The sequence below is a fragment of the Pantoea sp. JZ2 genome (assembly GCF_035191405.1).
Taxonomy (GTDB): domain Bacteria; phylum Pseudomonadota; class Gammaproteobacteria; order Enterobacterales; family Enterobacteriaceae; genus Pantoea; species Pantoea stewartii.
In genome coordinates, this window is sequence record NZ_CP045247.1 from 500,004 (window position 1) to 525,445 (window position 25,442).

Annotated in this window: 21 protein-coding genes; 11 read left to right on the plus strand and 10 right to left on the minus strand. The window is 53.6% G+C overall.

Going from position 1 to position 25,442, the window contains the following annotated elements; all coding sequences use genetic code 11:
* Positions 1-17 precede the first annotated feature (17 nt).
* The 9 genes from dusB to msrP form a co-directional block, all read right to left on the minus strand.
* Positions 18-983 (minus strand): tRNA dihydrouridine synthase DusB, encoded by a 966-nt coding sequence (dusB, locus tag GC087_RS02480; RefSeq protein ID WP_262959556.1) that lies wholly within the window; start codon positions 981-983, stop codon positions 18-20.
* Positions 984-1,383: 400 nt separating this feature from the next.
* The gene (gene prmA / locus GC087_RS02485) at positions 1,384-2,268 is read right to left on the minus strand and encodes a 50S ribosomal protein L11 methyltransferase (RefSeq protein WP_033740074.1); all 885 of its coding nucleotides are present in this window, start codon (positions 2,266-2,268) and stop codon (positions 1,384-1,386) included.
* 15 nt (positions 2,269-2,283) lie between these two features.
* A complete protein-coding gene (panF, locus tag GC087_RS02490; protein WP_033740073.1) occupies positions 2,284-3,729 on the minus strand; it encodes a sodium/pantothenate symporter in 1,446 nt (481 codons plus the stop codon).
* Entirely contained in the window at positions 3,719-3,961 is a 243-nt protein-coding gene (locus tag GC087_RS02495; RefSeq protein ID WP_033740072.1) for a YhdT family protein, read from the minus strand. Before GC087_RS02495 ends, panF begins: the two co-directional genes overlap by 11 nt.
* 72 nt (positions 3,962-4,033) lie before the next feature.
* Positions 4,034-5,383: an acetyl-CoA carboxylase biotin carboxylase subunit gene (gene accC, locus GC087_RS02500; RefSeq protein ID WP_039341728.1), complete on the minus strand. Its 1,350-nt coding sequence runs from the start codon at positions 5,381-5,383 to the stop codon at positions 4,034-4,036.
* 11 nt (positions 5,384-5,394) lie between these two features.
* A complete protein-coding gene (accB, locus tag GC087_RS02505; protein ID WP_033740068.1) occupies positions 5,395-5,859 on the minus strand; it encodes an acetyl-CoA carboxylase biotin carboxyl carrier protein in 465 nt (154 codons plus the stop codon).
* Positions 5,860-5,884: 25 nt separating this feature from the next.
* Positions 5,885-6,337 carry a type II 3-dehydroquinate dehydratase gene (gene aroQ / locus GC087_RS02510; protein WP_033740114.1) on the minus strand — a complete coding sequence of 151 codons (453 nt, stop codon included), beginning with the start codon at positions 6,335-6,337 and terminating at the stop codon, positions 5,885-5,887.
* Between the two features lie 221 nt (positions 6,338-6,558).
* Positions 6,559-7,161 carry a protein-methionine-sulfoxide reductase heme-binding subunit MsrQ gene (gene msrQ, locus GC087_RS02515; protein WP_324029551.1) on the minus strand — a complete coding sequence of 201 codons (603 nt, stop codon included), beginning with the start codon at positions 7,159-7,161 and terminating at the stop codon, positions 6,559-6,561.
* Positions 7,162-8,166 carry a protein-methionine-sulfoxide reductase catalytic subunit MsrP gene (gene msrP, locus GC087_RS02520; RefSeq protein ID WP_006120979.1) on the minus strand — a complete coding sequence of 335 codons (1,005 nt, stop codon included), beginning with the start codon at positions 8,164-8,166 and terminating at the stop codon, positions 7,162-7,164.
* Between the two features lie 282 nt (positions 8,167-8,448).
* On the opposite strand from msrP, the gene csrD reads away from it, so the two are divergent.
* The 8 genes from csrD (at position 8,449) to tldD (ending at position 20,939) form a co-directional block, all read left to right on the plus strand.
* Entirely contained in the window at positions 8,449-10,398 is a 1,950-nt protein-coding gene (gene csrD, locus GC087_RS02525; protein ID WP_110268752.1) for an RNase E specificity factor CsrD, read from the plus strand.
* Positions 10,399-10,707: 309 nt separating this feature from the next.
* Complete coding sequence (mreB, locus tag GC087_RS02530) at positions 10,708-11,751, plus strand: rod shape-determining protein MreB (RefSeq protein WP_003855260.1); 1,044 nt, start codon at positions 10,708-10,710, stop codon at positions 11,749-11,751.
* A gap of 147 nt (positions 11,752-11,898) precedes the next feature.
* Complete coding sequence (gene mreC, locus GC087_RS02535; RefSeq protein ID WP_006120977.1) at positions 11,899-12,921, plus strand: rod shape-determining protein MreC; 1,023 nt, start codon at positions 11,899-11,901, stop codon at positions 12,919-12,921.
* Positions 12,918-13,406: a rod shape-determining protein MreD gene (gene mreD, locus GC087_RS02540; RefSeq protein WP_006120976.1), complete on the plus strand. Its 489-nt coding sequence runs from the start codon at positions 12,918-12,920 to the stop codon at positions 13,404-13,406. The genes mreC and mreD overlap by 4 nt, the downstream gene beginning before the upstream one ends.
* Before the next feature lie 8 nt (positions 13,407-13,414).
* Positions 13,415-13,996 carry a Maf family protein gene (locus tag GC087_RS02545; protein ID WP_006120975.1) on the plus strand — a complete coding sequence of 194 codons (582 nt, stop codon included), beginning with the start codon at positions 13,415-13,417 and terminating at the stop codon, positions 13,994-13,996.
* Position 13,997: 1 nt separating this feature from the next.
* Entirely contained in the window at positions 13,998-15,467 is a 1,470-nt protein-coding gene (rng, locus tag GC087_RS02550) for a ribonuclease G (RefSeq protein ID WP_033740062.1), read from the plus strand.
* Positions 15,468-15,600: 133 nt separating this feature from the next.
* Positions 15,601-19,428 carry an AsmA2 domain-containing protein YhdP gene (yhdP, locus tag GC087_RS02555; RefSeq protein ID WP_039341739.1) on the plus strand — a complete coding sequence of 1,276 codons (3,828 nt, stop codon included), beginning with the start codon at positions 15,601-15,603 and terminating at the stop codon, positions 19,426-19,428.
* A gap of 65 nt (positions 19,429-19,493) precedes the next feature.
* Positions 19,494-20,939, plus strand: a complete 1,446-nt coding sequence (gene tldD / locus GC087_RS02560; RefSeq protein WP_006120972.1) for a metalloprotease TldD — start codon at positions 19,494-19,496, stop codon at positions 20,937-20,939.
* A 180-nt stretch (positions 20,940-21,119) separates the two neighbouring features.
* Here the strand turns inward: tldD and aaeR are convergent, their stop codons facing one another.
* Complete coding sequence (gene aaeR, locus GC087_RS02565; protein WP_006120971.1) at positions 21,120-22,037, minus strand: HTH-type transcriptional activator AaeR; 918 nt, start codon at positions 22,035-22,037, stop codon at positions 21,120-21,122.
* Between the two features lie 229 nt (positions 22,038-22,266).
* Here aaeR and aaeX point away from each other — a divergent pair, with 229 nt between their 5' ends.
* Genes aaeX through aaeB form a run of 3 tightly spaced genes read left to right on the plus strand, consistent with a single transcriptional unit; the run spans position 22,267 to position 25,372 of the window.
* Positions 22,267-22,470: a p-hydroxybenzoic acid efflux pump operon protein AaeX gene (aaeX, locus tag GC087_RS02570; protein WP_006120970.1), complete on the plus strand. Its 204-nt coding sequence runs from the start codon at positions 22,267-22,269 to the stop codon at positions 22,468-22,470.
* Positions 22,471-22,477: 7 nt separating this feature from the next.
* Entirely contained in the window at positions 22,478-23,410 is a 933-nt protein-coding gene (gene aaeA, locus GC087_RS02575; RefSeq protein WP_033740058.1) for a p-hydroxybenzoic acid efflux pump subunit AaeA, read from the plus strand.
* A gap of 9 nt (positions 23,411-23,419) precedes the next feature.
* Positions 23,420-25,372 carry a p-hydroxybenzoic acid efflux pump subunit AaeB gene (aaeB, locus tag GC087_RS02580; protein WP_039341742.1) on the plus strand — a complete coding sequence of 651 codons (1,953 nt, stop codon included), beginning with the start codon at positions 23,420-23,422 and terminating at the stop codon, positions 25,370-25,372.
* The last annotated feature ends 70 nt before the right edge of the window (positions 25,373-25,442 follow it).

Consider the following 25,442-nt stretch of genomic DNA (forward strand, 5'->3'; position numbering starts at 1 on the left):
TTCAGCTCTTTATTTCGTTACGCAAGATTTTCGAAGTATGCCTCCAACGCCTCCAGCTGTTCGCTGGCATCCTCAATGGCGTTGAATGTGCGCCGAAACTGGTCATTTGGGGCATGTTCCTGGAGATACCAGGACACGTGCTTCCGCGCTATACGGTATCCCTTGCCTGGACCGTAAAAGTCGTGCAGCTCACGTATATGCGAAACAAGCAAACGCTTGACCTCTGCCAGTGGCAGCGGGGCAAGCAGCTCCCCAGTGTCCAGATAATGCTGGATTTCCCGGAAGATCCACGGTCTTCCCTGAGCAGCACGTCCTATCATCAAAGCGTCGGCTCCGGTGTAGTCGAGCACTGCTCTGGCTTTATGCGGGTCAGTTATGTCTCCGTTCGCGATAATCGGAATAGAGACACTCTGCTTAACTGTCCGAATGCTGTCGTATTCAGCGTCTCCGTTGAACAGGCAGGCACGAGTGCGGCCATGTATCGTCAAAGCCTGAATGCCACAACGCTCAGCCAATTGGGCAATCGCGACACAGTTTCTGTTTTCTGGATCCCAACCGGTACGGATTTTCAATGTGACCGGTACATCAACCGCATTTACCACGGCAGAGAGAATAGACTCGACCACGGCAGGATATTGCAGTAAGGCCGACCCCGCCATTTTGCGGTTCACCTTTTTGGCTGGGCAACCCATATTAATATCAATCACCTGTGCACCAGCATCGACATTAATACGTGCAGCCTGAGCCATCTCACTGGGATCACAGCCTGCAATCTGGACGGCACGAATGCCGGATTCATCACTGTGCACCATGCGTAAACGAGATTTGTCACTGGCCCACACTTCGGGATTGGATGACAACATCTCAGAAACCGCCATTCCTGCACCCATCTCATGACAAAGCGTTCTGAAAGGCCTGTCTGTAATACCGGCCATCGGTGCCGCAATCAGTCGATTTCTCAGCTGGAGGTTTCCAATGCGCATGAAGTCGTAATGCCATACTGTGTCTGCAAGGCGGCGTATATTACGCATTTTTTTCTTAAGATGAAAGGCCAAACTTTGAACAATTCGCAAGAAAACTGCTTTTAGTCTGCTCTGACAAGGGTGTTATGGATAAATGACATTAAAAATCATGGTGTTATCTAGTTATGTTTATTTTGTGAACAAAGGTTTTTCCGACGAAGATTCGGCATTCGCCAGATAAAAAACGTCACATACCGTGATTAACGACACAACACGCCGTACAGACGGTTGACAAAAGCATAGCGATTGAGCGTGAAAGGCAGCGACGACCAGACAGGTTCGCTTTCATCTGTATGAGGAGAAGGTATACAGCCCTGCGACGTTCGCAGGGCTGAGTCTGACGCTCGCATCGTTTACGACGCTAAGCGTTTTTTACACCCGTAATCCGGCACCATTCTTCCTTAACGGCGACAGGGTCCAGCGCAAAGTGCATGGCATAAGCTTCACAGACACTCTCGGCCTGGCTTTCCAGCACGCCTGATAATCCCAGATGCCCGCCTGGTTTAGGCAGCACGCGGATAAGCGGCGCTAACTCACGCAGCGGTCCGGCAAGAATGTTTGCCACCACCACATCAGCCTGCAGGTTTTCCGGTTGCTGATGCGGCAGATAAAGAGACAGACGGTCCGCCACCCCATTGCGCTCGGCATTGTCGCGGCTGGCCTGAATCGCCTGAGGATCGATATCAATGCCAATGGCCTGCGCTGCACCCAGCTTTAAGGCGGCGATCGCCAGGATCCCAGAGCCGCAGCCAAAATCGATCACCGTTTTACCGTTCAGATCCAGACCGTCGAGCCACGTCAGACAGAGCGATGTGGTGGGATGTGTGCCGGTTCCGAAAGCCAGCCCGGGATCCAGCATGACATTGACGGCATTCGGATCGGGCACATCGCGCCAGCTCGGGCAGATCCACAAGCGTTCGCCAAAGCGCATAGGATGGAAGTTCTCCATCCACTCGCGTTCCCAGTCTTTGTCTTCGATCTGCTCGATCTTGTGGCGAAAATTCTCTCCCAGCAGTGGATGCTGTGAAAGTTCGGCAATGACGCCTTCCATGTCGCTTTCGGCATCGAACAACCCGATAACATCGGTATCGCCCCATAAACGGGTTTCCCCGGGCAGAGGTTCGTAGACGGGTGTGTCATGGGTATCCTGAAAGGTCACTGACACGGCACCGGTTTCCATCAGTGCATCGCTCAGCGCCTCTGCGTTGGCGCCAGAACTGTTAATTTTGATTTGAATCCACGGCATAACATCTCTCTTAATTCAGTGTTGTGGTGCGTTAACCACGGCGGGTAAACGCCCAAACAGATTGCCGACCAGGAACGCCAGCAGACTTAACAATAAGGAAGGCACGATGGGATGAAATCCCCACAGTTGCAGGCCCAGGGTTGCCAGAATGGCATAACAGCCTCCGCCCACCACCATCCCGCTGAGCGCGCCTGCGGCATTGGCGCGTTCCCAATATAACCCCAGAACCAGCGGCCACAGGAATACTGCCTCCAGCCCACCAAACGCCAGCAGGTTAAGCCAGATAATCATGTCGGGCGGATGCCAGGCCACGAACAGCAAAACGACACCCAGGGCAAATGTCACCGTGCCCGATAACATCCGCAGTCGTGGCTCATTGTCCAGTTGCTGAGGTGCGAGGCGTAAATACAGATCTTTTACCAGCGTAGCGGAAGCCTGCAACAGCTGCGCATTGATGGTCGACATGATCGCCGCCATCGGCGCCGCTAAAAACAGCCCAGCGGCCAGCGGCGGCAGGACGGTAATCATCAGCGTCGGGATAACCCGATCCGGCACGGTCAGATCGGGCAATATGGCGCGGCCCAGCGCGCCTGCCAGATGCATTCCCAGCATCAGTACCACGACCACGATGGTGCCGAGAACAATCGCCCGGTGAACGGCTTTACTGTCCTTGTAGGAAATACAGCGGACAGCGGTATGGGGCAGACCGATAACGCCAAAACAGACCAGAACAATAAACGAGCTCAGGAACGTCGGCGTAATGATATCGCCCGGCCCCTCAGGAGACAGCAGTTTGGGATCAATCGCATGCAGTTTTTCTACAGCAGTATGGATCCCTCCGGCATGGTGAATAATCGCAAACAGCAGCAAAAAGGTGCCAATCAGCATCACAATGCCCTGCATGGCATCGTTAAGCACGCTGGCCCGGAAGCCGCCAAATGCCGTATAAAGCGCGATAGTCCCACCGAAGATCAGTAATCCCGTGTCGTAGGGGATACCGGCTGCGGTTTCCAGCAGGCGTGCGCCACCGATAAACTGCACGGCCATCGCGCCCACAAAGGCAACGAGTAAACTCAGGCTGGCCAGGACCACCAATAGTGTGCTGCCATAGCGCGCATAGAGCATATCGTTAAGCGTGACCGCATTATGCTTACGCGCCAGAATGGCAAATTTCTTCCCCAGTACACCCAGTGAAAGCCAGACAGCAGGAACCTGAACCATGGCCAGCAGCACCCAGCCCAGACCATATTTATACGCTGCGCCTGGGCCACCGATAAAGGAGCTGGCGCTGATATAGGTGGTGGTGATGGTCATAGCCAGCACAAATCCGCCCATCGAACGGCTACCCAGAAAATACTCGGTCAGGAAATTTCCTTTGCGCTGTTTACGCATCGCAAAGACGGACAGACCGGCAATAACGACCAGATAAGCCAACAGTGGCAGGATGATTTCAGTGTTCATCTTCCTCCTCAAGAGACATCTCACGGAAGCGTGTACGGACCATTAGCCAGCACAGAAAAATGAACAGCAGAGGCGCAAAAATGCAGGAGAGCTCAAACCAGCGTGGCAAACCGGTTATGCCAACCGCATCGCCGCCTGACCAGGCGGAAATGCCCCAGACAGCCAGCCAGGCCAGCGTGAGACAGAGCGACCAGCGAGCCTCTTTGTGAGCCTGTAAAAAACGCGCGTCCATGATGTGACCTTAACGCCAGCGGGAAAAGAAAAAGGCCGGAATATCCGGCCTCAGACTAACTCAGCATTGCGATTACTTCTCGTGCAGGCCGAGTTTTTTCTCCAGATAGTGGATATTGGTGCCACCGTGCTGGAAGTTTTCATCGGACATGATTTTCATCTGCAGTTCGATGTTGGTTTTGATGCCGTCGATAATCAGCTCCGCCAGCGCGTTTTTCATACGGGCAATGGCGATATCACGGGTTTCACCGTAGGTGATGAGCTTTCCGATCATGGAATCATAATACGGCGGCACGCTGTAACCCGCATAAATATGGGATTCCCAACGCACACCAAAACCACCCGGTGCATGGAAACGGGTAATCTTACCAGGGCTTGGCAGGAAGGTGACCGGATCCTCGGCGTTGATACGGCATTCAACCGCATGACCACGAATAATCACATCTTCTTGCTTGATTGACAGCGGCTGGCCAGCAGCAATACGCAGTTGCTCTTTAATCAGGTCGACGCCGGTGATCATTTCGGTGACCGGATGTTCAACCTGAATACGGGTGTTCATTTCAATGAAATAGAACTCGCCATTCTCGTACAGGAACTCAAACGTCCCTGCGCCGCGATAGCCGATATCGATACAGGCTTTAGTACAACGCTCACCGATGAATGAACGCAGCTCTGGCGTAATGCCCGGTGCTGGCGCTTCTTCCACGACTTTCTGGTGGCGGCGCTGCATAGAACAGTCACGCTCGCCCAGATAGATGGCGTTGCCCTGGCCATCAGCCAGAACCTGGATTTCGATGTGACGTGGATTTTCCAGATACTTCTCCATGTACACCATGTCGTTGTTGAAAGCCGCTTTGGCTTCCGCTTTCGTCATGTTGATGGATTGTTCCAGATCTTTGTCACTGCGCACAACGCGCATACCACGACCGCCGCCGCCGCCGGAGGCTTTAATAATGACCGGATAGCCGATGCGCTTGGCGAAGGCACGGTTTTTTTCCATGTCATCGGTCAGTGAGCCATCGGAGCCAGGTACGGTCGGCACGCCAGCTTTCTTCATCGCCGTGATGGCCGACACTTTATCGCCCATCAGGCGGATGGTGTCAGCTTTTGGGCCCACAAAGATAAAGCCAGAGCGCTCAACCTGCTCAGCAAAATCCGCGTTCTCAGACAGGAAGCCGTAGCCAGGGTGAATCGCCACCGCGCCGGTGATTTCTGCAGCAGAGATCAACGCCGGGATGTTGAGATAACTTTTGACCGACTGTGCCGGGCCGATGCAAACCGTTTCGTCTGCCAGCAGCACGTGTTTCAGGTCACGGTCCGCGCTTGAGTGAACAGCGACAGTCTTAATGCCCAGTTCTTTACAGGCACGCAGAATGCGCAGTGCAATCTCACCGCGGTTAGCAATAACAATTTTATCCAGCATGGTTCGCCCCGTTATTCGATGACAACAAGTGGCTCGTCAAATTCTACCGGTTGACCACTTTCGACCAGAATGGCTTTAACAACGCCAGATTTGTCGGCTTCGATCTGGTTCATCATTTTCATGGCTTCAACGATGCACAGCGTGTCACCGGCATTGACTTTCTGGCCCACTTCCACAAACGCTTTCGCATCCGGGCTTGGTGTGCGGTAGAAGGTACCGACCATCGGTGAACGTACGATGTGACCACTGATTTCTGCTGGTGCAGCTTCTGCGACAGCGGCAACAGGTGCCACGGCGCTCGCCAGCGCCGGTTGCTGAGCAACAGGCGCAGCATAAGCCTGCTGCATCATCGGATAACCAGTGTTTGCAGGTGCACGACTGATACGAACAGACTCTTCACCTTCGGAAATCTCCAGCTCAGAAATGCCAGATTCTTCAACCAGTTCGATCAGTTTTTTAATTTTACGAATATCCATGAATGGGGTTCCGTACTCAGTTTGATTAATTAGTATGAGACAGGCGCTTTACTGCCGTTTGTAATGCCCACGAGTAGCCATCGGCGCCAAGCCCACAAATAACGCCCGCAGAGACATCAGAAAAATAGGAATGTTGGCGGAAGGGCTCGCGGCTGTGCACATTTGACAGATGGACTTCGATAAAGGGAATGTCCACTGCTAACAGCGCATCACGAAGTGCGACGCTGGTGTGCGTAAACGCGGCAGGATTGATGATGATATAATCCACGTTGCCTTTTGCCTCATGAATGCGATCAATGAGCTGATATTCAGCATTGGACTGCAAATGGCTTAACGCTACATTCAACTGGTCTGCCTGCTGCACAAGACGAGAAACGATCTGATCCAGCGTGACGTCCCCGTATTTTTCAGGCTCGCGCGTTCCCAACAGATTAAGGTTGGGACCGTTCAAAAGCAGAATATGTAATTTATCGGCCATCTTGCTGCCATCTCCCGCAATCATTGAGGCATCGCGTAAAATACCTTGCCGCTTTCCATTTGTCACCCGTCACGGTGAAAAAGAAGCGTCAAATCGCAATAAAGCCGGCCATTATATCCGTTTCGTGGCATTTCGCAGCAAAATACTGGTCTTATCTGCGAAGTTGATCGGATGCGGTCCGGAGACCGCATTTTTGCAGACGATAGCGGGGAAAAGAGCGGTTAACGCGGCCACCACTTAATGAACTTTTTGTAGCGCCACGCTAACAGGACCAGGGCTAAAAGCGCATAAATAATGGGTTGCGGCGAAAGGATTTTGACTGACCAGAGATAATGGACAGGTGCCAGGATCGCGACCAGATAGATCAGGTTATGCAATGTTTGCCACCGTTTGCCGAGTTTACGCTGCATGCGCTGGAAAGACGTGACGGCCAGCGCCAACAAGATAAACCAGGAGAGGATCCCCAGCGTCAGATAGGGCTGGGAAATCAGCTCACTGCCCAGCAGGCCGATGTTATTTATTCCCAGCTCCAACAGGTAGTAGCTGGTCAAATGCAAACTGGCCCAGAAAAATGTCCAGATCCCCAGCAGGCGTCGGGTCCGAATGAGCAGGGGTTGTTTTATCAGGCGCGTTAAGGGCGACACCAGCAACGTAGCCAGCAGCAGTTTCAATGCCATTCGGCCGGTAAAATGCTGGATATCCTTTGCCGGGTCGGCGCTCAGTCCACCGTGCATCGCGGCCATGATCAAATAAACCAACGGCAGGAACGCAGCCAGATGCAACAGGACTTTAAGCCAGCCGATCTGCTTTATTGTCAGGCGCACTCAATAATTCTCCCGCAAATCCATGCCGCGATAGAGTGAGGCAACCTGATCGGCATAACCGTTGAAGAGTAACGTGGGCTGACGATCCACATTAAAGCTACTGCCCGGACCAATAAAACGTTCGGTCGCCTGTGACCAGCGTGGATGGTTCACATGGGGATTCACGTTGGCATAGAAACCATACTCATTGTCGGCAATCTGATTCCATGTCGTTGGCGGTTGATCGTGAGTGAGCGTAATTTTCACAATGGACTTGATGCCCTTAAAGCCATATTTCCACGGAACCGTCAGGCGAATCGGCGCACCATTCTGCGGCGGCAGCGCTTTACCGTATACGCCCGTTGTCAGAATCGTAAGCGGATGCATCGCTTCATCCAGACGCAAACCTTCTACATAAGGGTAATTGAGCCCGCCGCCAATAAACCGGTCTTTTTGCCCTGGCATCTGATCGGGCGCGTACAGCGTCTGGAAGGCGACGAAGCGGGCTTTGCTGGTGGGTTCTGCCAGCTTCAGCAGTTTATTCAGTTCAAATCCGATCCAGGGAACGACCATCGACCAGGCTTCAACACAGCGCATGCGATAGATTCGTTGCTCCATCGCGAAGCGCTTAAAAATATCATCCATGTCCAGCGTCACGGGCTTAGCCACTTCGCCCTCAATCGTCAGTTTCCAGGGATCGGTTTTTAGGGTACCGGCGTTCGCCGCAGGATCGGCTTTATCCAGACCGAATTCGTAGAAATTGTTGTATCCGGAAACTTTATCGGCGGGCGTTAAGGGCAGGTTAGCCTGGTACTGGGCGGGTTTGGTAAAGTCAAGCGGACGGCCTGCGGGGGCAGCAGGGCGGTCGTTGCCTTTGAACCAGCTCAGGATATCAGCATTCGCCATGCCGGGAAGGCCCATGGCCGCGGCACCCAGCCCCAGCGTCTGAAGCACCCGACGACGGTTCATATTAAAGATGCTTTCCGGCGTTACATCTGCTTCGGTCAGGCTTTTAGTCGGCTTCATCGTTTTTCTCCAGGCGCGATAGTCTCAACCAGCATGATGACTATTACCTATGCTGGCGAATTTCGCTGCAAAAATGTGAAATTTCCTGGCTTCGCTCTCAAATGGGAATCCACTGAAAAATGTAGAATCAGGCGCTGTGAGATCTTCTCAGCGGTATACTTCGCCTTCACGCACAACGCCACTGTTGCCAGACGACATTTGTGTTATTTTGCTCAAATTTCTTCCGGCTGCCGTGCAGCGCCAGCGTGATCCGGCGACAACCGAAGTGAAACAGGCACAGGGATGCGATTAACGACCAAACTTTCTGCATTTATTACACTGATTAGCGTACTGGCAATGGTTTTAATGCTGGTGGGTTGTGCTTTTAGTGTTTTCTGGCTCACGCATCAGCGCGTCGAAAGTCGCGTACAGGTGCTGGCGACCGAAGTTGATAACGTCTTGCTGAGCCAACCTCCCGATGCGCTTAAGGCCTGGCTGGCCCCGATGTTGCCTGTTATTAACGCGGAGCAACTTTCTCTCTATAACGGTCGCCAACCTGTTTTTACGCTGTCCCGCCATGAAAATCAGATGCTCGAGCACGAAAAAAACCGCTATATCCATTTTGACATTGCGCTAATGCACCAACCGGGAATGCGGCTCCAGTTGACGATTCTCGATCCTGCACAAACCTGGCTACGCTCGATTCCTGCGACTTATACCCTTGTCGCCCTCGTGCTGGTTGTACTGATTATGGCGGTGATGCTGTCCATCATCCATCGCTGGCTGGTGCGTCAATGGCGCGGGATGGAACACCTGGAAAGTCGTTCGGCATCGATTCTTGCTGGCGAGCGTACCTTCTTCCGCCAAAAGCAGCGTGATGAGTGGCCGCCCAAAGCCAGTCGGGCGATCGATCAGCTTCTGTCAGATTTACAGGAAGCCGGCGAGCAGCGCGTTCGCATTGATACGTTAATTCGTACCTTTGCTGCGCAGGATGGCCGAACCGGGCTGAATAACCGGCTTTTCTTCGATAATCAGTTGGCCACCTTGCTGGAGGACCAGGAAGATGTCGGGACACACGGCGTGGTCATGATGATCCGCTTTCCTGAGCTCGACACGCACGATCACTCGCTTGGACCGGTGCTGGTTGAAGAGTACCTGTTTAACGTCGTCAATATGCTGTCCACTTTTGTCATGCGTTATCCCGGCGCGCTTCTTGCGCGTTATTTTCGCAGTGATTTTGCGGTATTGCTGCCGCACCGCAGCCTGAAAGAGGCCAACAGCATCGCTGACCAGTTAATTAATGCCGTTGATGCGTTACCTCCTATGCGCATGGTGAACCGTGACGACTTTATTCACATTGGTATCAGCGCCTGGCACAGTGGCCAGACGGTGCCGCAGGTAATGGAAAATGTGGAGATGGCGACGCGACGGGCAACGCTGTCCGGTGGCAATAACTGGTCAAACGGCGCGGGCAATCCGCAGGATGCCGGGCGCGGCAGTGTTCGCTGGCGCACTTTGCTGGAAAATACACTCAGTCGCGGTGGGCCGCGGCTCTATCAAAAACCTGCCGTGGACCGTGAGGGCAAGGTTCGTCATCGTGTCATACTCAGCCGCATCTTTGATGGTGATAAAGAAGTGCTGTCGGCTGAATACATGCCACTGGTGCAGCAGCTTGGGATGGTAGAGAGCTGGGACCGGCAGATGGTGTTGCGCATTGCCGCTTTGTCAGAGCTGTGGCCTGAAGAAACACTGGTTATCCCGGTCAGTATCGACTCTCTGTTAAAGCGTCCCTTTGTCGTCTGGTTGCAGCGAATGTTGCTGGCCTGCCCAAAAAGTCAGCGAAAACGATTTTTATTTGAACTTGCGGAAGGGGATGTTTGTCAACACATCAGCCGTTTGATTCCGGTGTTGCATTCGCTCCAGGCATTTGGCTGCCGGATTGCCATCAGTCAGGCAGGACTGACGGTAGTCAGTAGCGCCTATATCAGGCAACTGCCGGTCGCGTTAATCAAGCTGGATGCCGGCCTGGTGCGCAACATTGAGCGCCGTACTGAAAATCAGCTGTTTGTGCGGAGCTTGCTGGACGTCTGCAAGCCGACCGGTACCCGGCTTTATGCGGCAGGCGTTCGCACAAAAGCGGAGTGGCAAACTCTGGTCGAATTAGGCGTTGAAGGCGGGCAGGGCGACCTGTTTTCACCTTCTCAGCCGGTCAACAGTAATGTGAAAAAGTACTCGCAACGTTACCAGATTTAATCGTTTGCCTGAATTCGCCGGTTTTACGCCAGCTTTTAGTGAATACAGGACAACAAACAGGCAGAATAGAGCGCCTGAAATGTTAGATTTTATGTCGGAGTAAAGTTAAGAAAATTCTTTAACAAGCAGCTCTGATAGCGTGATATCGCTGTTCCGCTCGTGTGCGAAACAGCTGTAAATGATTTAATGCGAATGTCGCCTAATTTTTCACCGAAGCAGAACGTTTTTGCGCCTTGTGGCAGCTTCGTGTGGTTGGTAAAGTAAGCGGATTTTATTTTCCGCCTCCAGCTTGCAGGATTATCCCTTAGTATGTTTAAAAAATTTCGTGGCATGTTTTCCAATGACTTGTCCATTGACCTGGGTACCGCGAACACCCTGATTTATGTAAAAGGACAAGGCATCGTGCTGAACGAGCCTTCCGTAGTGGCTATTCGCCAGGATCGTGCCGGCTCACCTAAAAGTGTAGCGGCCGTTGGTCATGACGCCAAACAGATGCTAGGCCGTACACCGGGCAATATTGCAGCCATTCGTCCTATGAAAGATGGCGTTATCGCCGACTTCTTCGTGACCGAGAAAATGCTGCAGCACTTCATTAAGCAGGTTCACAGCAACAGCTTTATGCGTCCAAGTCCGCGCGTGCTGGTATGTGTGCCTGTCGGTGCCACGCAGGTTGAGCGCCGCGCAATCCGCGAATCTGCCCAGGGGGCGGGTGCACGTGAAGTGTTCCTGATTGAAGAACCTATGGCGGCCGCCATTGGCGCTGGCTTACCGGTTTCTGAAGCGACCGGGTCAATGGTAGTCGATATTGGTGGCGGTACCACTGAAGTTGCCGTCATTTCTTTGAACGGCGTAGTTTACTCTTCTTCCGTGCGTATCGGTGGTGACCGCTTCGATGAAGCCATCATTAATTATGTGCGCCGTAATTACGGTTCACTGATTGGTGAAGCCACAGCGGAACGTATCAAGCATGAGATCGGCTCTGCTTACCCGGGTGACGAAGTGCGTGAGATCGAAGTGCGTGGTCGTAACCTGGCAGAAGGTGTGCCACGCGGCTTTACCCTTAACTCAAATGAAATCCTTGAAGCCCTGCAAGAGCCGCTTACCGGAATTGTGAGTGCAGTAATGGTCGCGCTGGAACAGTGTCCGCCAGAACTCGCCTCTGACATTTCCGAGCGTGGCATGGTTCTGACGGGCGGTGGTGCGCTGCTGAGAAATCTGGATCGTCTGCTGATGGAAGAAACAGGCATTCCTGTTGTCGTCGCGGAAGATCCGCTGACCTGCGTTGCGCGCGGCGGCGGTAAAGCCCTGGAAATGATCGACATGCATGGCGGCGATTTATTCAGCGAAGAATAATGGCCTCAACCGGCTGAGACCGTCGTAACAGTGCGCAGGGAGTAGCGTGTAAACCGGCGCTGCGTGCATCGGTATGATGTGTCCAGCCCAGGAAAGTGCGGTACGTCCGTACTTTCTTACCTTGTAGTCGAGGAACACGCAGATTATATGAAGCCGATTTTTAGCAGAGGCCCTTCTCTGCAATTGCGTCTCTTTCTGGCGGTGATTGTGGCGATTGCCATCATCATCGCAGATAGTCGCGTGAGTTCATTTACGCAAATACGCAACTATCTGGACACATCGGTCAGTCCGTTTTACTTCCTGGCCAACGGCCCGCGTCAACTTCTGGATGGCGTGTCAGATACGCTGGCTTCACGCCAGCAGCTTGAGCTGGAAAATAAAGCGTTACGTCGGGAGCTGTTTCTGAAAAACAGCGACCTGCTCATGCTGGGGCAATACAAGCAGGAGAATGCACGCCTGCGCGAATTGCTGGGTTCACCTCTGCGTCAGGACGAGCATAAGATGGTGACCCAGGTGATCTCCACCGGTACCGATCCCTATACCGATCAGGTCGTGATTGATAAAGGCAGCGCCAATGGCGTATATGAAGGTCAGCCGGTCATCAGTGATAAAGGGGTTGTGGGCCAGGTCATCGCTGTCGGTCAGTTTACCAGCCGCGTTCTGCTCATTTGTGATGCATCACATGCGCTGCCCATTCAGGTACTGCGTAATGATATTCGTGTCATTGCGGCGGGCAATGGCTGTACGGAAGATTTACAACTGGAACATCTGCCAGGCAATACCGATATTCGCGTGGGCGATGTGTTAGTCACCTCAGGCTTAGGTGGCCGCTTCCCTGAAGGCTATCCTGTCGGTGTCGTGTCCTCGGTAAAAGTGGATACGCAACGCGCTTATACCGTGATTCAGGCACATCCTACTGCGGGTCTGCAACGTCTGCGCTATTTGCTGCTGCTTTGGGGAGCCGATCATAATGGTGATATGCCTATGGCGCCTGATGAAGTGCATCGGGTCGCGAACGAGCGCCTGATGCAAATGATGCCGCAGGTGCTGCCGCCTGCCGGCGAAATGGGGCCGCCTGCGCCCACCACACAGACTACCACACCCGCTTCGGGCAGCAGCGAAAGTCGTTCGCAGGATGCCGCTTCCCGCTCACGCGGAGGCCAGAATTGAGTCGATATCGCAGCCAGGGACGATGGGTGATCTGGCTGTCCTTTCTGATGGCGTTTATTCTGCAAATCATGCCATGGCCGGAACAGATCTATATGTTCCGGCCATCGTGGCTATTGTTGATTCTGGTGTATTGGGTGCTGGCGCTGCCGCATCGCGTGAATGTGGGCAGCGGTTTTCTGCTGGGGGCGATTATGGATTTAATCGCCGGTTCGACGTTGGGCGTTCGCGCACTGGCGCTCAGCATTATCGCCTATCTGGTTGCGTTTAAATTCCAGTTATTCCGTAACTTAGCATTGTGGCAGCAGGCGTTAATGGTTATGGTGCTGTCATTAGCAATGGATGTGATCGTCTTCTGGGCAGAGTTTCTGGTGATCAACGTCTCATTCCGCCCTGAAATTTTCTGGAGCAGTGTTGTCGACGGGATTCTCTGGCCGTGGCTATTCTTATTGATGAGAAAGATCCGCCGTCAGTTCGCTGTTCAATAAGGAAATTTATGGTAACCCTGTATCTGGCCTCCGCGTCTCCCCGCCGACGTGAACTGCTGAGCCAGCTTGGCATCACCTTCGAGCGTCTTGTCACTGATGTTGAAGAGCAACGTCAGCCCGGTGAAACGGCGGAGGGCTATGTTCGACGCCTGGCGCATGACAAAGCTAAAGCGGGCGTCACGGTTGCCCGGCAAGACTTACCGGTGCTGGGTGCCGACACCATCGTGGTGCTCAATGGCGAGGTGCTGGAAAAGCCCCACGATGCCGACCATGCCAGCGCGATGCTTAGTAAACTCTCGGGAAAAACGCATCAGGTCATGACGGCTATCGCGCTGGCCGATCGTCAGCAGGTGCTGGACTGTCTGGTGGTCACCGAGGTGACGTTTCGTAACTTAACCGCACACGACATCAATGAGTACATCGCCACAGGTGAACCTATGGATAAAGCAGGCGCTTACGGTATTCAGGGAAAGGGCGGAAACTTTGTTCGTAAAATCAATGGAAGTTATCACGCAGTCGTCGGATTACCGTTGGTTGAGACCGCGGAACTGATCGACCAGTTCCAGTCACTGCGTGCCGTAAGGGGTTAACATGACGGCAGAACTACTGGTTAACGTTACGCCTGCTGAAACGCGCGTCGCCTACATTGATGGCGGTATCCTGCAGGAAATTCACATTGAGCGCGAAGCCCGGCGGGGCATCGTCGGTAATATTTACAAAGGGCGCGTCAGCCGGGTTTTGCCTGGCATGCAGGCGGCATTTGTGGATATCGGGCTTGATAAAGCGGCCTTCCTGCATGCGTCCGACATCATGCCGCATACAGAATGCGTTGCGGGCGACGAAAAGAAAAATTTCGTGGTACGTGATATCGCGGAGCTGGTGCGTCAGGGACAGGATCTCGTGGTGCAGGTGGTGAAAGATCCCCTCGGCACCAAAGGCGCGCGGCTAACCACAGATATCACGTTGCCCTCGCGCTACCTGGTGTTTATGCCCGGCGCTTCACACGTTGGCGTTTCACAACGCATTGCCAGTGAAAAAGAGCGTGAACGGCTTAAAGCCGTCGTGGCCGACTACTGTGACGACCTGGGCGGTTTCATCATCCGCACCGCCGCGGAAGGCATTGGCGAAGAAGAGCTGGCGCAGGATGCTGCGTTTCTGAAACGGCTCTGGACCAAAGTCAGCGAGCGGAAAAAGCGCAATCAAACCCGTTGTCTACTCTATGGTGAGCTGGCGCTGGCGCAGCGTATTCTGCGCGATTTTGCGGGCGCAGCGCTGGATCGCATTCGTGTCGATTCGCGCCTGACCTGCGATCTCCTCAAGGAATTCACCAGCGAATACATCCCGGAGATGTCCAGCAAGCTCGAGCTTTACAATGGAAAACAGCCCATCTTTGATCTGTTTGATGTTGAGAACGAGATTCAGCGCTCACTGGAACGTAAAGTTGAACTGAAATCTGGCGGATACCTCATCATCGACCAAACTGAAGCGATGACGACAATCGACATCAACACCGGTGCCTTTGTCGGACACCGAAACCTTGATGAAACTATTTTTAACACCAATGTGGAAGCGACACAGGCGATCGCCCGCCAACTGAGGCTACGTAACCTTGGCGGCATCATCATTATCGACTTCATTGATATGAGTAATGAAGATCATCGCCGTCGCGTGCTGCATTCGCTGGAAACCGCGCTCAGTAAAGACAGAGTGAAGACGGGCATCAGCGGGTTTTCCGCCTTAGGGCTGGTGGAAATGACGCGCAAGCGTACGCGCGAAAGTATCGAACACGTGCTGTGTGAGGATTGCCCGGTGTGTAAAGGGCGCGGCACACTGAAGACCGTCGAAACGGTGTGCTACGAAATTATGCGTGAAATTGTTCGTGTTCATCATGCTTATGATTCTGACCGTTTCCTGGTCTACGTGTCGCCGACGGTGGGCGAAGCGTTGAAAACGGATGAGTCCCATGCGCTGGCGGAAGTGGAGCTGTTTGTCGGCAAGCAGGTAAAGGTGCATGTTGAAGCGCTCTATACTCAGGAACAGTTCGATGTGGTCATGATGTAGTGCTGGCCGGTCAGGCTCACGATGTCTGGCCGCACATTTTAGGGTAAAATGTGGCCCCATACCGCTTATGTCATAAGACGCCGGGTATGAGCAGCAACCATCCGTCGTTAACGGTAGACAAGGAGAGGTGTGAGTGAGGCAGTTGCCAAGAGTGATGTTACTGCTGCTCGCGACAGTCATTGTGATTGTGGCGCTGCTGGTCAGTGCGCTGCGTCTGGCGATGCCGCACCTCGATAACTATCGTAGTCAGGTCTTAGAGTTTGTTTCTGACGTCAGCGGTGCCAATGTTAACGCCAGCCAGCTGAAGGGCAAGTGGGAAAATTTTGGGCCCACGCTGCAAATCCGTGACCTGAACGTGGACATGAAACAAACGGGGACGCTCTCGATCGCGCGTATTACCGTTGCGCTGGACGTCTGGCAGTCATTGCTCCACTGGCGCTGGCAGTTCCGCGATCTGACGTTCTGGCAGTTACACTTTAACAGCACTCAGCCTCTCCTGACCAGTGACAACGAGAAGCACAGCTTCAGGCTCACCCAGATCAACGATCTGTTTTTACGCCAGTTCGATCACTTCGATCTGCGCGACAGCACGATTGGTTTTATCACGCCATCCGGTCAGCATGCTGAACTGGCTATCCCTAAACTCACCTGGCTGAACGAACATACGCGACATCGCGCAGAAGGTGAGGTCAGCCTGTCGAGTTTTACCGGACAGCACGGTGTTGTGCAGGTCCGTCTCGACCTGAACGATAACGAAGGCTTACTCAACGACGGTCGCATCTGGATGCAGGCTGATGACGTGGATATGCGCCCCTGGCTGGGCCGCTGGGTACGGGATAACACCCGTCTGGACAGCGCCCGGTTTAGCCTGGCAGCCTGGGTCACTCTGCGTGATGGTGATATCTACGCTGGCGACCTGTTGTTAAGTCAAGGCGGCGCAAGCTGGCAGGGCGAGAGCGGTCCCCATACTCTCAACGTTGATGGTCTGACGGCGCACCTTTCGCGTTATAAAAATGGCTGGGTGGTAACGGTGCCGCAAACCAAACTCAGCACAGACGGCAATGCGTGGCCTGCTGGTCATTTTTCGCTGTTCTGGCAACCGCAGGACGAGCAGATGCTGGGCAGCAACAGCGAGGCCGAAGTCCGCGTTCGTGCGACGCAGTTAGCATTAGATCGCATCGCGCCGCTGGTGCCGCTTTTTGCGCCTCTCTCACCTGCGCTGTTTGATAACTGGCGTGCATTGCGGCCGCGGGGCACGATTGATGGGCTTGCGTTAGATATTCCCTTAGCACAACCCGAGCAGACCCGCTTTCAGGTAAAGTGGCGTGATTTTAGCTGGCAGTACTGGAAGCTGGTTCCCGGCATCAGCCATCTTAATGGTGAGGCAACAGGCAGCCTGAACGATGGGCAAGCCGCAATTGCGATGGGGCAGGCTACGGTGCCTTATGGTGATATGTTCCAGGCACCGCTGGAGATCAAACAGATCACCGGCAACCTTAACTGGACGCAGGATAAGCAGGGGCTGACGCTGGCGGGTCACGACCTTGACATTCAGGCCCGTTCCCTTTGGGCGCACGGCGATTTCCGCTATCAGCAAAACAGTGATGCGCAACCTCAACTGAATATTCTGGCCGGCATTAACGTCACGAACGCTGGTGATGCGTGGCGCTATTTTCCGACACCGATAATGGGCCACTCGCTGACACACTATTTAAGCGGTGCGATTAAAGGCGGCAAGGTCAGTAATGCCACGCTGCTGTTTAACGGTAATCCAGCGCTTTTTCCCTTCCAGCACAACGACGGGATGTTCCAGGTTTGGGTGCCGTTACGCCAGGCAACCTATGCGTTCCAGCCGGGCTGGCCCGATCTCAGCAATCTTGATATCGATCTTAACTTCCTGAATGACGGCCTGTGGATGAATGCGCCACTGGCGAAACTGGGTGAAGTCGATGCCCGCAATGTCAGCGCCGTCATCCCGGATTACCTGAAGGAAAAGCTGATTATTAATGGCGATATCAGCGGTGACGGGCAGCAAATCGGTGAGTACTTCCAGCACACGCCGCTCAAATCGTCGCTGGGAGCGGCACTGGAACAGCTCCAGGTCAAAGGCCTGACCAAAGGTCATCTCAAGCTGGATATTCCATTGAATGGCAAAGATGTTCACGCCAGCGGGGATGTGCAGATGAATAACAACAGCCTGCATATCAAACCCCTGAATACCACAATGACCCATTTGACGGGGCAGTTCCGCTATAACAACGGCAATCTCGAAAGCGATACGCTGCAGGCCAACTGGTTTGGACAGCCGATTGATGTCAGCTTCACCACGCAGGAGAATCCTGACGATTTTGGCGTGAACGTCAAATTACAGGCGGACTGGCAACTGGCAAAAATCAATGATATACCCCGACAGATTAGCAGCCAACTGGCCGGTCATCTTCCGTGGCAAGGTGAGGTAAACGTCACCTTGCCTCACAAGGGCGGTGCACATTATGCCGTGCAACTCAAAGGAGACGGTAAGGAAGTAAGTAGTCGCTTACCTCCGCCACTCGACAAAAAGGCTGGCGAGAGCCTGCCGGTTACCGTTAATGCAGACGGCGACTTAACGCATTTCGATCTGAGCGGCAGCGTTGACGAGCGGCACCGGTTTAACAGCCGCTGGCTGCTGGAGCCCACGCTGCGCGTTGAGCGAGGCATCTGGCTTAACGACACCAAAACCACACCGGCGCTGCCGGATCGTTCAGGCATGGTGCTGAATTTGCCTGCGCTCGATGGCGAAGCCTGGGCGGCACTCCTGATGGCTGGCGAAGGCGGAGCGGCCAGCCCGTCGGGTGAGCATAAGGTGGGCGGGGCAACGTTGCCAGGCAATATTATCTTACGTAGCCCCGCTGTCAGTCTGGCAGGGCAAGAGTGGCATGACGTGGATACCACCGTCACCCAGGAAATGGGCGGTAAAACCCAGGTGAAGGTTAATGCCAAAGAGTTACGTGGTCAGCTTACGACCTCGCCGTCAGCAGCGTGGCAGGTTGCTCTGGATTATCTTTATTACAATCCCGACTGGCAGGGCGCTGACGGAAAAAATACCGCGGCTTCGCCACTGGGGCAAAAAAGCGATCAGATTGACTTTAGCAAGTGGCCTGCGGTGCAGTTTCAGTGTGCAGAATGCTGGCTGATGGGACAAAAATACGGGCGCGTTTCCGCCGGGCTGCAACCTAAAGGAAGTACGTTAGCACTTACTAATGGCTTGGTGGATACAGGCAGTTCGCGTCTGAATATTCAGGGCGAATGGGTTAACCGGCCCAACGACCAGCGTACCTCGCTGAAAGGCACCTTGCAGGGCAGCAATATCAATAACGCAACCAACTGGTTCGGCGTAAATACGCCATTACGCGATGCACCTTTCAAAATTAACTATGACCTGCACTGGCGCGCTGCACCCTGGCAGCCATCAGCGGAAACGCTGAGCGGCACACTGAAAACACACTTTGGTAAAGGCCAGATAACGGATGTGGATACCGGTGCGGCGGGGCAGATTTTGCGCCTGCTCAGTTTTGATGCACTGCTACGTAAACTGCGTTTCGACTTCAGTGATACTTTTAAACAGGGTTTCTATTTCGATTCAATCAATGGTACCGCCTGGATTGAAGATGGCGTCATCCGTACTGATAACCTGTCAGTCGATGGGCTGGAGGCGGATATCGCCATGCAGGGCAATATGGATCTTGTGAAGCGACGGATTGATATGGAAGCCATAGTTACCCCGGAAATTTCCGCCTCCGTTGGTGTCGCCACCGCGTTCGCGATTAACCCGGTCGTCGGGGCCGCGGTATTCGCGGCCAGTAAGGTTCTGGGGCCGCTCTGGAGTAAAATTTCTGTGCTGCGCTATCACATCAGCGGCCCGCTCGATAAGCCCAAAATTGACGAGGTTATGCGTAAGCCACGCGAAACCTATAACAAGTGATATTTGACGGCGTAACATAATTGCCTCAGGCTATGAATATCCGAGCACATATTGAGTGAGAAACGATGACTCTGAATCTGGTAAGTGAGCAGTTGCTAACTGCTAACAACATTAATCAGCAGGACCTTTTTTCCCTGTTAGGGCAGCTTTCAGAACGTCGTCTGGACTATGCCGATCTTTATTTTCAGTCCAGCTTCCATGAATCCTGGGTTCTGGAAGATAAAATCATTAAAGATGGTTCCTACCATATCGATCAGGGCGTGGGTGTCCGCGCCGTCAGCGGCGAAAAAACCGGCTTCGCCTATGCCGATCAGATCACAATGAATGCCCTGCGTCTGTCATCAGAAGCGGCCCGCAGCATCGTACGCGAGCAGGGGAATGGCAAGGCGCACACGCTGTCAGCCGTCGTCAACCGCGCGCTCTATGCGCCTGTCGATCCGCTTGGCAGCCTCAGCCGTGAAGACAAAATCGCCCTGTTACATCGTGTTGACCAGGTTGCGCGGGCTGCTGACCCACGGGTTCAGGAAGTGAATGCCAGCCTGACCGGCGTATATGAGCAGGTCCTGGTGGCGGCAACCGATGGTACCCTGGCCGCCGATGTGCGCCCACTGGTGCGTCTGTCCATCAGCGTTCAGGTGGAAGATCAAGGCAAACGCGAACGGGGTACCAGCGGTGGCGGTGCGCGTACTGGCTACGCGTTTTTCCTCGCTGATGAAAATGGCGATGTGCGCGCTGATGCCTGGGCACGCGAAGCGGTACGCATGGCACTGGTCAATCTTTCCGCAGTGGCTGCGCCTGCAGGCGCTTTACCGGTGGTGCTGGGGGCGGGCTGGCCAGGCGTGCTGCTGCATGAAGCCGTAGGTCATGGTCTGGAAGGCGACTTCAATCGCCGTGGAACCTCCGTTTTTAGCGGTAAGATGGGCCAACTGGTGGCGTCTGACCTCTGTACGGTGGTTGATGATGGCACGATCGAGGGATTACGCGGTTCACTGGCTATTGACGATGAAGGCGTACCCGGACAGTACAACGTACTGATTGAAAATGGCGTATTGAAAGGCTACATGCAGGACAAGCTGAATGCCCGGCTGATGGGCGTGAATCCTACCGGAAACGGTCGTCGCGAATCTTATGCGCACCTGCCAATGCCTCGTATGACCAACACCTACATGCTGGCGGGTAAATCGACGCCGCAGGACATTATTGAAAGTGTGGAATACGGGTTATATGCGCCTAATTTTGGTGGCGGCCAGGTCGATATTACGTCGGGTAAATTTGTGTTCTCCACGTCCGAAGCCTATCTGATTGAGAAAGGCAAAGTCACCAAACCGGTAAAAGGGGCGACATTGATCGGCTCCGGTATTGAGGCAATGCAGCAAATCTCTATGGTTGGCAACGATCTGGCGCTCGATAAAGGCGTTGGCGTGTGCGGTAAAGAAGGCCAGAGTCTGCCGGTTGGCGTGGGCCAGCCTACGCTCAAGCTGGACAAGCTGACTATCGGCGGCACCGCCTGATTAGCCTGACAAACCCGCCTGCTGGCGGGTTTTTTTAGTGCGCTACTATTACATCCTGAAGGCGCCACATTCAGTAAACGCTGGCGCGATTTTCCTGTCTCTGCCGTAAATGAGGCCTGTTTAAAGTCCTGCTCCGCACCTTTGTGATGCCCTGTTCTGCACCTTGCTAAAGGCGACGCGCTATGTCTTGCGGTGCTGCTTGTACTGCTCGGCAACCTGTTCAAAGTAGTGCGTCAGGTAGTCGATACAGACCTGAACTTTCAGCGGCAGCTTGTCTTTTTCGGTGTATAACGCATAAACCGGACGCGGGTCGGATTGATAGTGTGGGAATAAAATATCGATCTCTCCGCTCTTGATCTCATCTGCCACCCACATCATCGGGACATAGGCGATGCCGTTGCCTGCCTTAAGCCAGCGAATTAACGTCTGGGAGTCATTGGTGACGAAACGCCCCTGAGGTGACAAACGAGTCACAAGGCCTTCGGGTGCAATCAATTCAAAATTGTTGTCGGGGCGAACGCTGTATTCCAGCCAGGCGAATTTTGTAATGTCTGCCGGTTTTTCGGGTGTTCCATGCTGCGCCAGGTAGGATTTAGCGGCACACACCACCATGGGCATTGCCCCCAGCCTGCGTGAAAACAGACTGGAATCTTTCAATGCGCCCACCCGAATAACCACGTCCAGGCCATCGGCGATTAAATCGGGGGCAGGAATGCCGGTGACAAGATTGACACTCAGGCCGGGATAGTCACGCAACATATCACTGGTCATGCCGGCCAGGACGTTCTGCGCCATCGTGGAGGAACTGCCAATCCGTAACACCCCGACAGGCGTATTATTAAACGCATATAACTGCTCATGTACCTGGCTGGCTTCAGCCAGCATGCGGCGGCAACCCTGATAGTAAATTTTCCCCGCTTCGGTCAGGCCGATGCTGCGTGTGCTGCGATTGAGTAACTTAACCTGAAGGGCATCTTCCAGCCTGGCGATTATCTGGCTGATGGATGACACGCTGAGATGAAGCTGTCGTGCGGCCGCCGTGAAAGAACCTAATTCAACCACTTTGGCAAATATCGACATACCTTTAAGTCGTTCCATTGTTTACTCTGGCTAAAAAGTGATTTAGATCACATTCAGTAGAAAACGTATAGTTAAGCGCGTTACTATAAGCGTACCGGGGTATCACCTGGCGACGCTTCATTACCTGAAAACACCCGATGATACGCTATTATTAAGCCAGCCGTAGTTCAGATGTGGCTTAGGGCGCAGGCTTTTGCGTCGATCAAGGCGGTGGACTATCCCGGCCGTGTCGAACTAAGGATTTTTAATGAGTGTACTTCCGGTCTTTGTCATGTTTGGGCTCTCTTTTCCGCCCATTTTTATCGAACTCATCGTTTCACTTATGCTGTTTTGGCTGGTGAAACGCGTGCTGACGCCCAGTGGTATTTACGATCTTGTCTGGCACCCGGCACTCTTCAATACAGCTCTCTACTGCTGTGTATTTTATTTAGTATCCCGTTTATTCGTTTGAGGTTTACGTGAACACGCTTATAAGAAAAATCGCGCGTTACGCGATCACCATCCTGCTGGTCATCATCGCCGTTATCATCATATTCCGTGCCTGGGTGTTCTACACCGAATCGCCCTGGACGCGTGACGCCAGATTTGCAGCCGACGTGGTGGCCATTTCTCCTGATGTCACTGGGTTAATTACGGATGTGCCGGTTCATGACAACCAGCTCGTTAAAAAAGGCGATACGCTGTTTGTTGTCGATCGTCCCCGCTATCAAAAGGCGCTGGATGAAGCCCAGGCAGATGTAGAATATTACCAGGCGCTGGTGAATGAAAAACGCCGTGAGGCCGGACGTCGTAACCAACTCGGCACCTCTGCGATGTCGCGTGAAGCCATCGAGCAATCCAATAACGATTTGCAAACCACAGAACACCAGCTGGCGAAATCTGTTGCGACCCGCGATCTGGCGAAAATTGATCTGGAACGGACCACGATTAAGGCACCGTCAGACGGCTGGGTGACGAACCTGAATGTTTACCAGGGTGAATTCATTACGCGCGGCTCGGTTGCGGTCGCCCTGGTGCAGCAGCACTCCTTTTATGTGCTGGCCTATCTGGAAGAGACCAAACTGCACGGCGTCAGACCGGGCTTTCGGGCAGAGATCACGCCATTGGGCAGCAACATCACCTTACGTGGCACCGTGGACAGCATTGCGGCAGGCGTAACCAACAGCAGTAGCAGTGTTGACAGCAAGGGGATGGCAACCGTTCAGTCTAATCTGGAATGGGTTCGCCTGGCTCAGCGCGTACCGGTCCGCATCCGACTTGATCAGCAGCCTGGTAATCAGTTCCCTGCCGGCACGACGGCGACCGTGGTGATTACTGGCGCGGAGGATCGTCCGCACCAAGCGGTTTCACCCATGATGTCCTTCTTTAACCGCCTGCGTGAGTTTGGTTAAGAGGGCGATATGATCGAATTTCTGCGTTTCCCGATAAAGCTGACCTTTGCGCTGGTGGCAGCGTTGATGATCGGCTTTCATCTCAACCTTGAAACACCGCGCTGGGCAGTGATGACCGCCGGGATTGTTGCAGGGGGAACGGCGTTTGCGGCAGGAGGCGATCCCTACTCTGGCGCATTACGCTATCGCGGTCTTCTGCGTATTATCGGTACTTTAATTGGCTGTGTTGCCGCTCTGGTTATCATGATTGCCACTGTGCGAGCGCCAGTGGTCATGCTGTTGCTGTGCTGTATCTGGGCCGGTTTTTGCGTATGGCTTTCGTCGCTGATTAAAGTCGAAAATTCCTATGCGCTCGGTCTCGCGGGCTATACCGCATTAATTATCGTGGTCACGGCAAACGCCAGCGGCGGCCTTACGCTGGTTCCGCAATATGCGGTGGAACGCTGTAGCGAAATTATCCTGGGCATCCTTTGCGCCATTCTGGCAGATATGATTTTTTCCCCGCGCTCCATTAAAAAAGTGATTGATGCCGAGGTGACGTCGCTGCTGGTGGCCCATTACCGGTTGCTGCAACTGTGTGTGGCGCATCAGGACAAAGAGGAAGTCGATAAAGCCTGGAGTGCGCTGGTACGACGCACAACGGCGCTGAGCAGTATGCGTAGCCAGTTAATGATGGAGTCGTCACGCTGGCAAAATACCAGCCGCCGTCTGCAGATGCTAAACACGCTATCGCTGACGCTGATTACACAGGCGGCGGAAACGTTTTTGATTCAGAACTCACGTCCTGAGTACATTCCCACGCAGTATCGCGTGCTGACGGAAAAAGAGGCCACGACGCCAGAAGATGTGCATAAACGTCTGAAAACGATGCGGCGACTCATGGCAGCCAGCAGTAAAACCGTGCCGGAAACGTTGGGGAGTTGGATGAGTGCCGCAACGGAATACCAGCTGTTGATTCATGGTGTGAAGAGCAATAGTCGTATTACCGATCTGGAAGCGCGCATTCTCCAGCGAGAAGTCGTGATTCAGGCGCGTTCGGCAGAAACCCACCATGCGATGATAAATGGTATTCGTACGTTTGTGGCGACGGCACTGGGCTCATTATTCTGGCTCTATACCGGCTGGACTTCAGGTAGTGGCTGTATGGTCATGCTTGGCGTGATTACCGCCCTGGCGATGCGCATGCCTAATCCGCTCATGATGGCGAAAGACTTCGTTTATGGCATGACGGTCGCGATACCGCTGGGGGCGCTTTATTTTATGTACATCTTGCCCAATACGCAGCAAAGCGCTCTGCTGCTGTGCATTGCCATCGGTTTACTGGGCTTTATTTCAGGCATTCTCATTCAACGCCGCCAGATTGGTACGCTGGGCGCGATGGCCGGTACGATTAACGTCCTGGTGCTGGATAATCCGATGCAGTTCAACTTTACGGTTTTTATCGATAACGCACTGGGGCAGTGGATCGGGAGTTTTCTTGCCTTAATGGTGATTCTGCTGATCCGTGATAAATCGAAAGCGCGAACAGGACGTAAATTGCTTAACCGCTTTATGTATGCTGCGGTGTCGGCAATGACAACCAATAAGGCGCGCCGGCGTGAAAACCATTTGCCAGCATTGTACCAGCAGCTCTTCTTATTGCTTAACCTGTTTCCCGGTGACATCGACAAATACCGCATCGCCCTGACGTTAATCATTGGACATCAACGATTGCGTGCGGCAGACGTGCCGATTAATGCGGAGCTTTCCGCCTTCCACCGCCAGTTACGGCACACGGCCGATCGTATCATTGCCGTCCGTAGTGATGAGAAACGCCGTTATTATTTCCAACGCTTGCTGCGCGAGCTGGATGTCTATCAGGAAAAGCTGGCCCTTTATGATGCACCGGACAGTGTTACCGAGCCGGTGAAACGGCTGTCTGAGATGCTTTCAAAGTATCAAAATACGCTCGTCCAAATCTGAATTTGGGCCGTCAGCCATGCTGGCGGCCCTTTCACTTTCCTTCCTTCCCCGACCTGTCATTTTTGCCATC

Coding starts and splice junctions, on each gene's coding strand:
- rng (WP_033740062.1), top strand. CDS start 13,998: ATGACGGCAGAACTACTGGTTAACGTTACGCCTGCTGAAACGCGCGTC.
- panF (WP_033740073.1), bottom strand. CDS start 3,729: ATGAACACTGAAATCATCCTGCCACTGTTGGCTTATCTGGTCGTTATT.
- msrP (WP_006120979.1), bottom strand. CDS start 8,166: ATGAAGCCGACTAAAAGCCTGACCGAAGCAGATGTAACGCCGGAAAGC.
- accB (WP_033740068.1), bottom strand. CDS start 5,859: ATGGATATTCGTAAAATTAAAAAACTGATCGAACTGGTTGAAGAATCT.
- dusB (WP_262959556.1), bottom strand. CDS start 983: ATGCGCATTGGAAACCTCCAGCTGAGAAATCGACTGATTGCGGCACCG.
- aaeB (WP_039341742.1), top strand. CDS start 23,420: ATGATCGAATTTCTGCGTTTCCCGATAAAGCTGACCTTTGCGCTGGTG.
- prmA (WP_033740074.1), bottom strand. CDS start 2,268: ATGCCGTGGATTCAAATCAAAATTAACAGTTCTGGCGCCAACGCAGAG.
- tldD (WP_006120972.1), top strand. CDS start 19,494: ATGACTCTGAATCTGGTAAGTGAGCAGTTGCTAACTGCTAACAACATT.
- mreB (WP_003855260.1), top strand. CDS start 10,708: ATGTTTAAAAAATTTCGTGGCATGTTTTCCAATGACTTGTCCATTGAC.
- GC087_RS02545 (WP_006120975.1), top strand. CDS start 13,415: ATGGTAACCCTGTATCTGGCCTCCGCGTCTCCCCGCCGACGTGAACTG.
- accC (WP_039341728.1), bottom strand. CDS start 5,383: ATGCTGGATAAAATTGTTATTGCTAACCGCGGTGAGATTGCACTGCGC.
- csrD (WP_110268752.1), top strand. CDS start 8,449: ATGCGATTAACGACCAAACTTTCTGCATTTATTACACTGATTAGCGTA.
- mreC (WP_006120977.1), top strand. CDS start 11,899: ATGAAGCCGATTTTTAGCAGAGGCCCTTCTCTGCAATTGCGTCTCTTT.
- GC087_RS02495 (WP_033740072.1), bottom strand. CDS start 3,961: ATGGACGCGCGTTTTTTACAGGCTCACAAAGAGGCTCGCTGGTCGCTC.
- aaeR (WP_006120971.1), bottom strand. CDS start 22,037: ATGGAACGACTTAAAGGTATGTCGATATTTGCCAAAGTGGTTGAATTA.
- aroQ (WP_033740114.1), bottom strand. CDS start 6,337: ATGGCCGATAAATTACATATTCTGCTTTTGAACGGTCCCAACCTTAAT.
- aaeX (WP_006120970.1), top strand. CDS start 22,267: ATGAGTGTACTTCCGGTCTTTGTCATGTTTGGGCTCTCTTTTCCGCCC.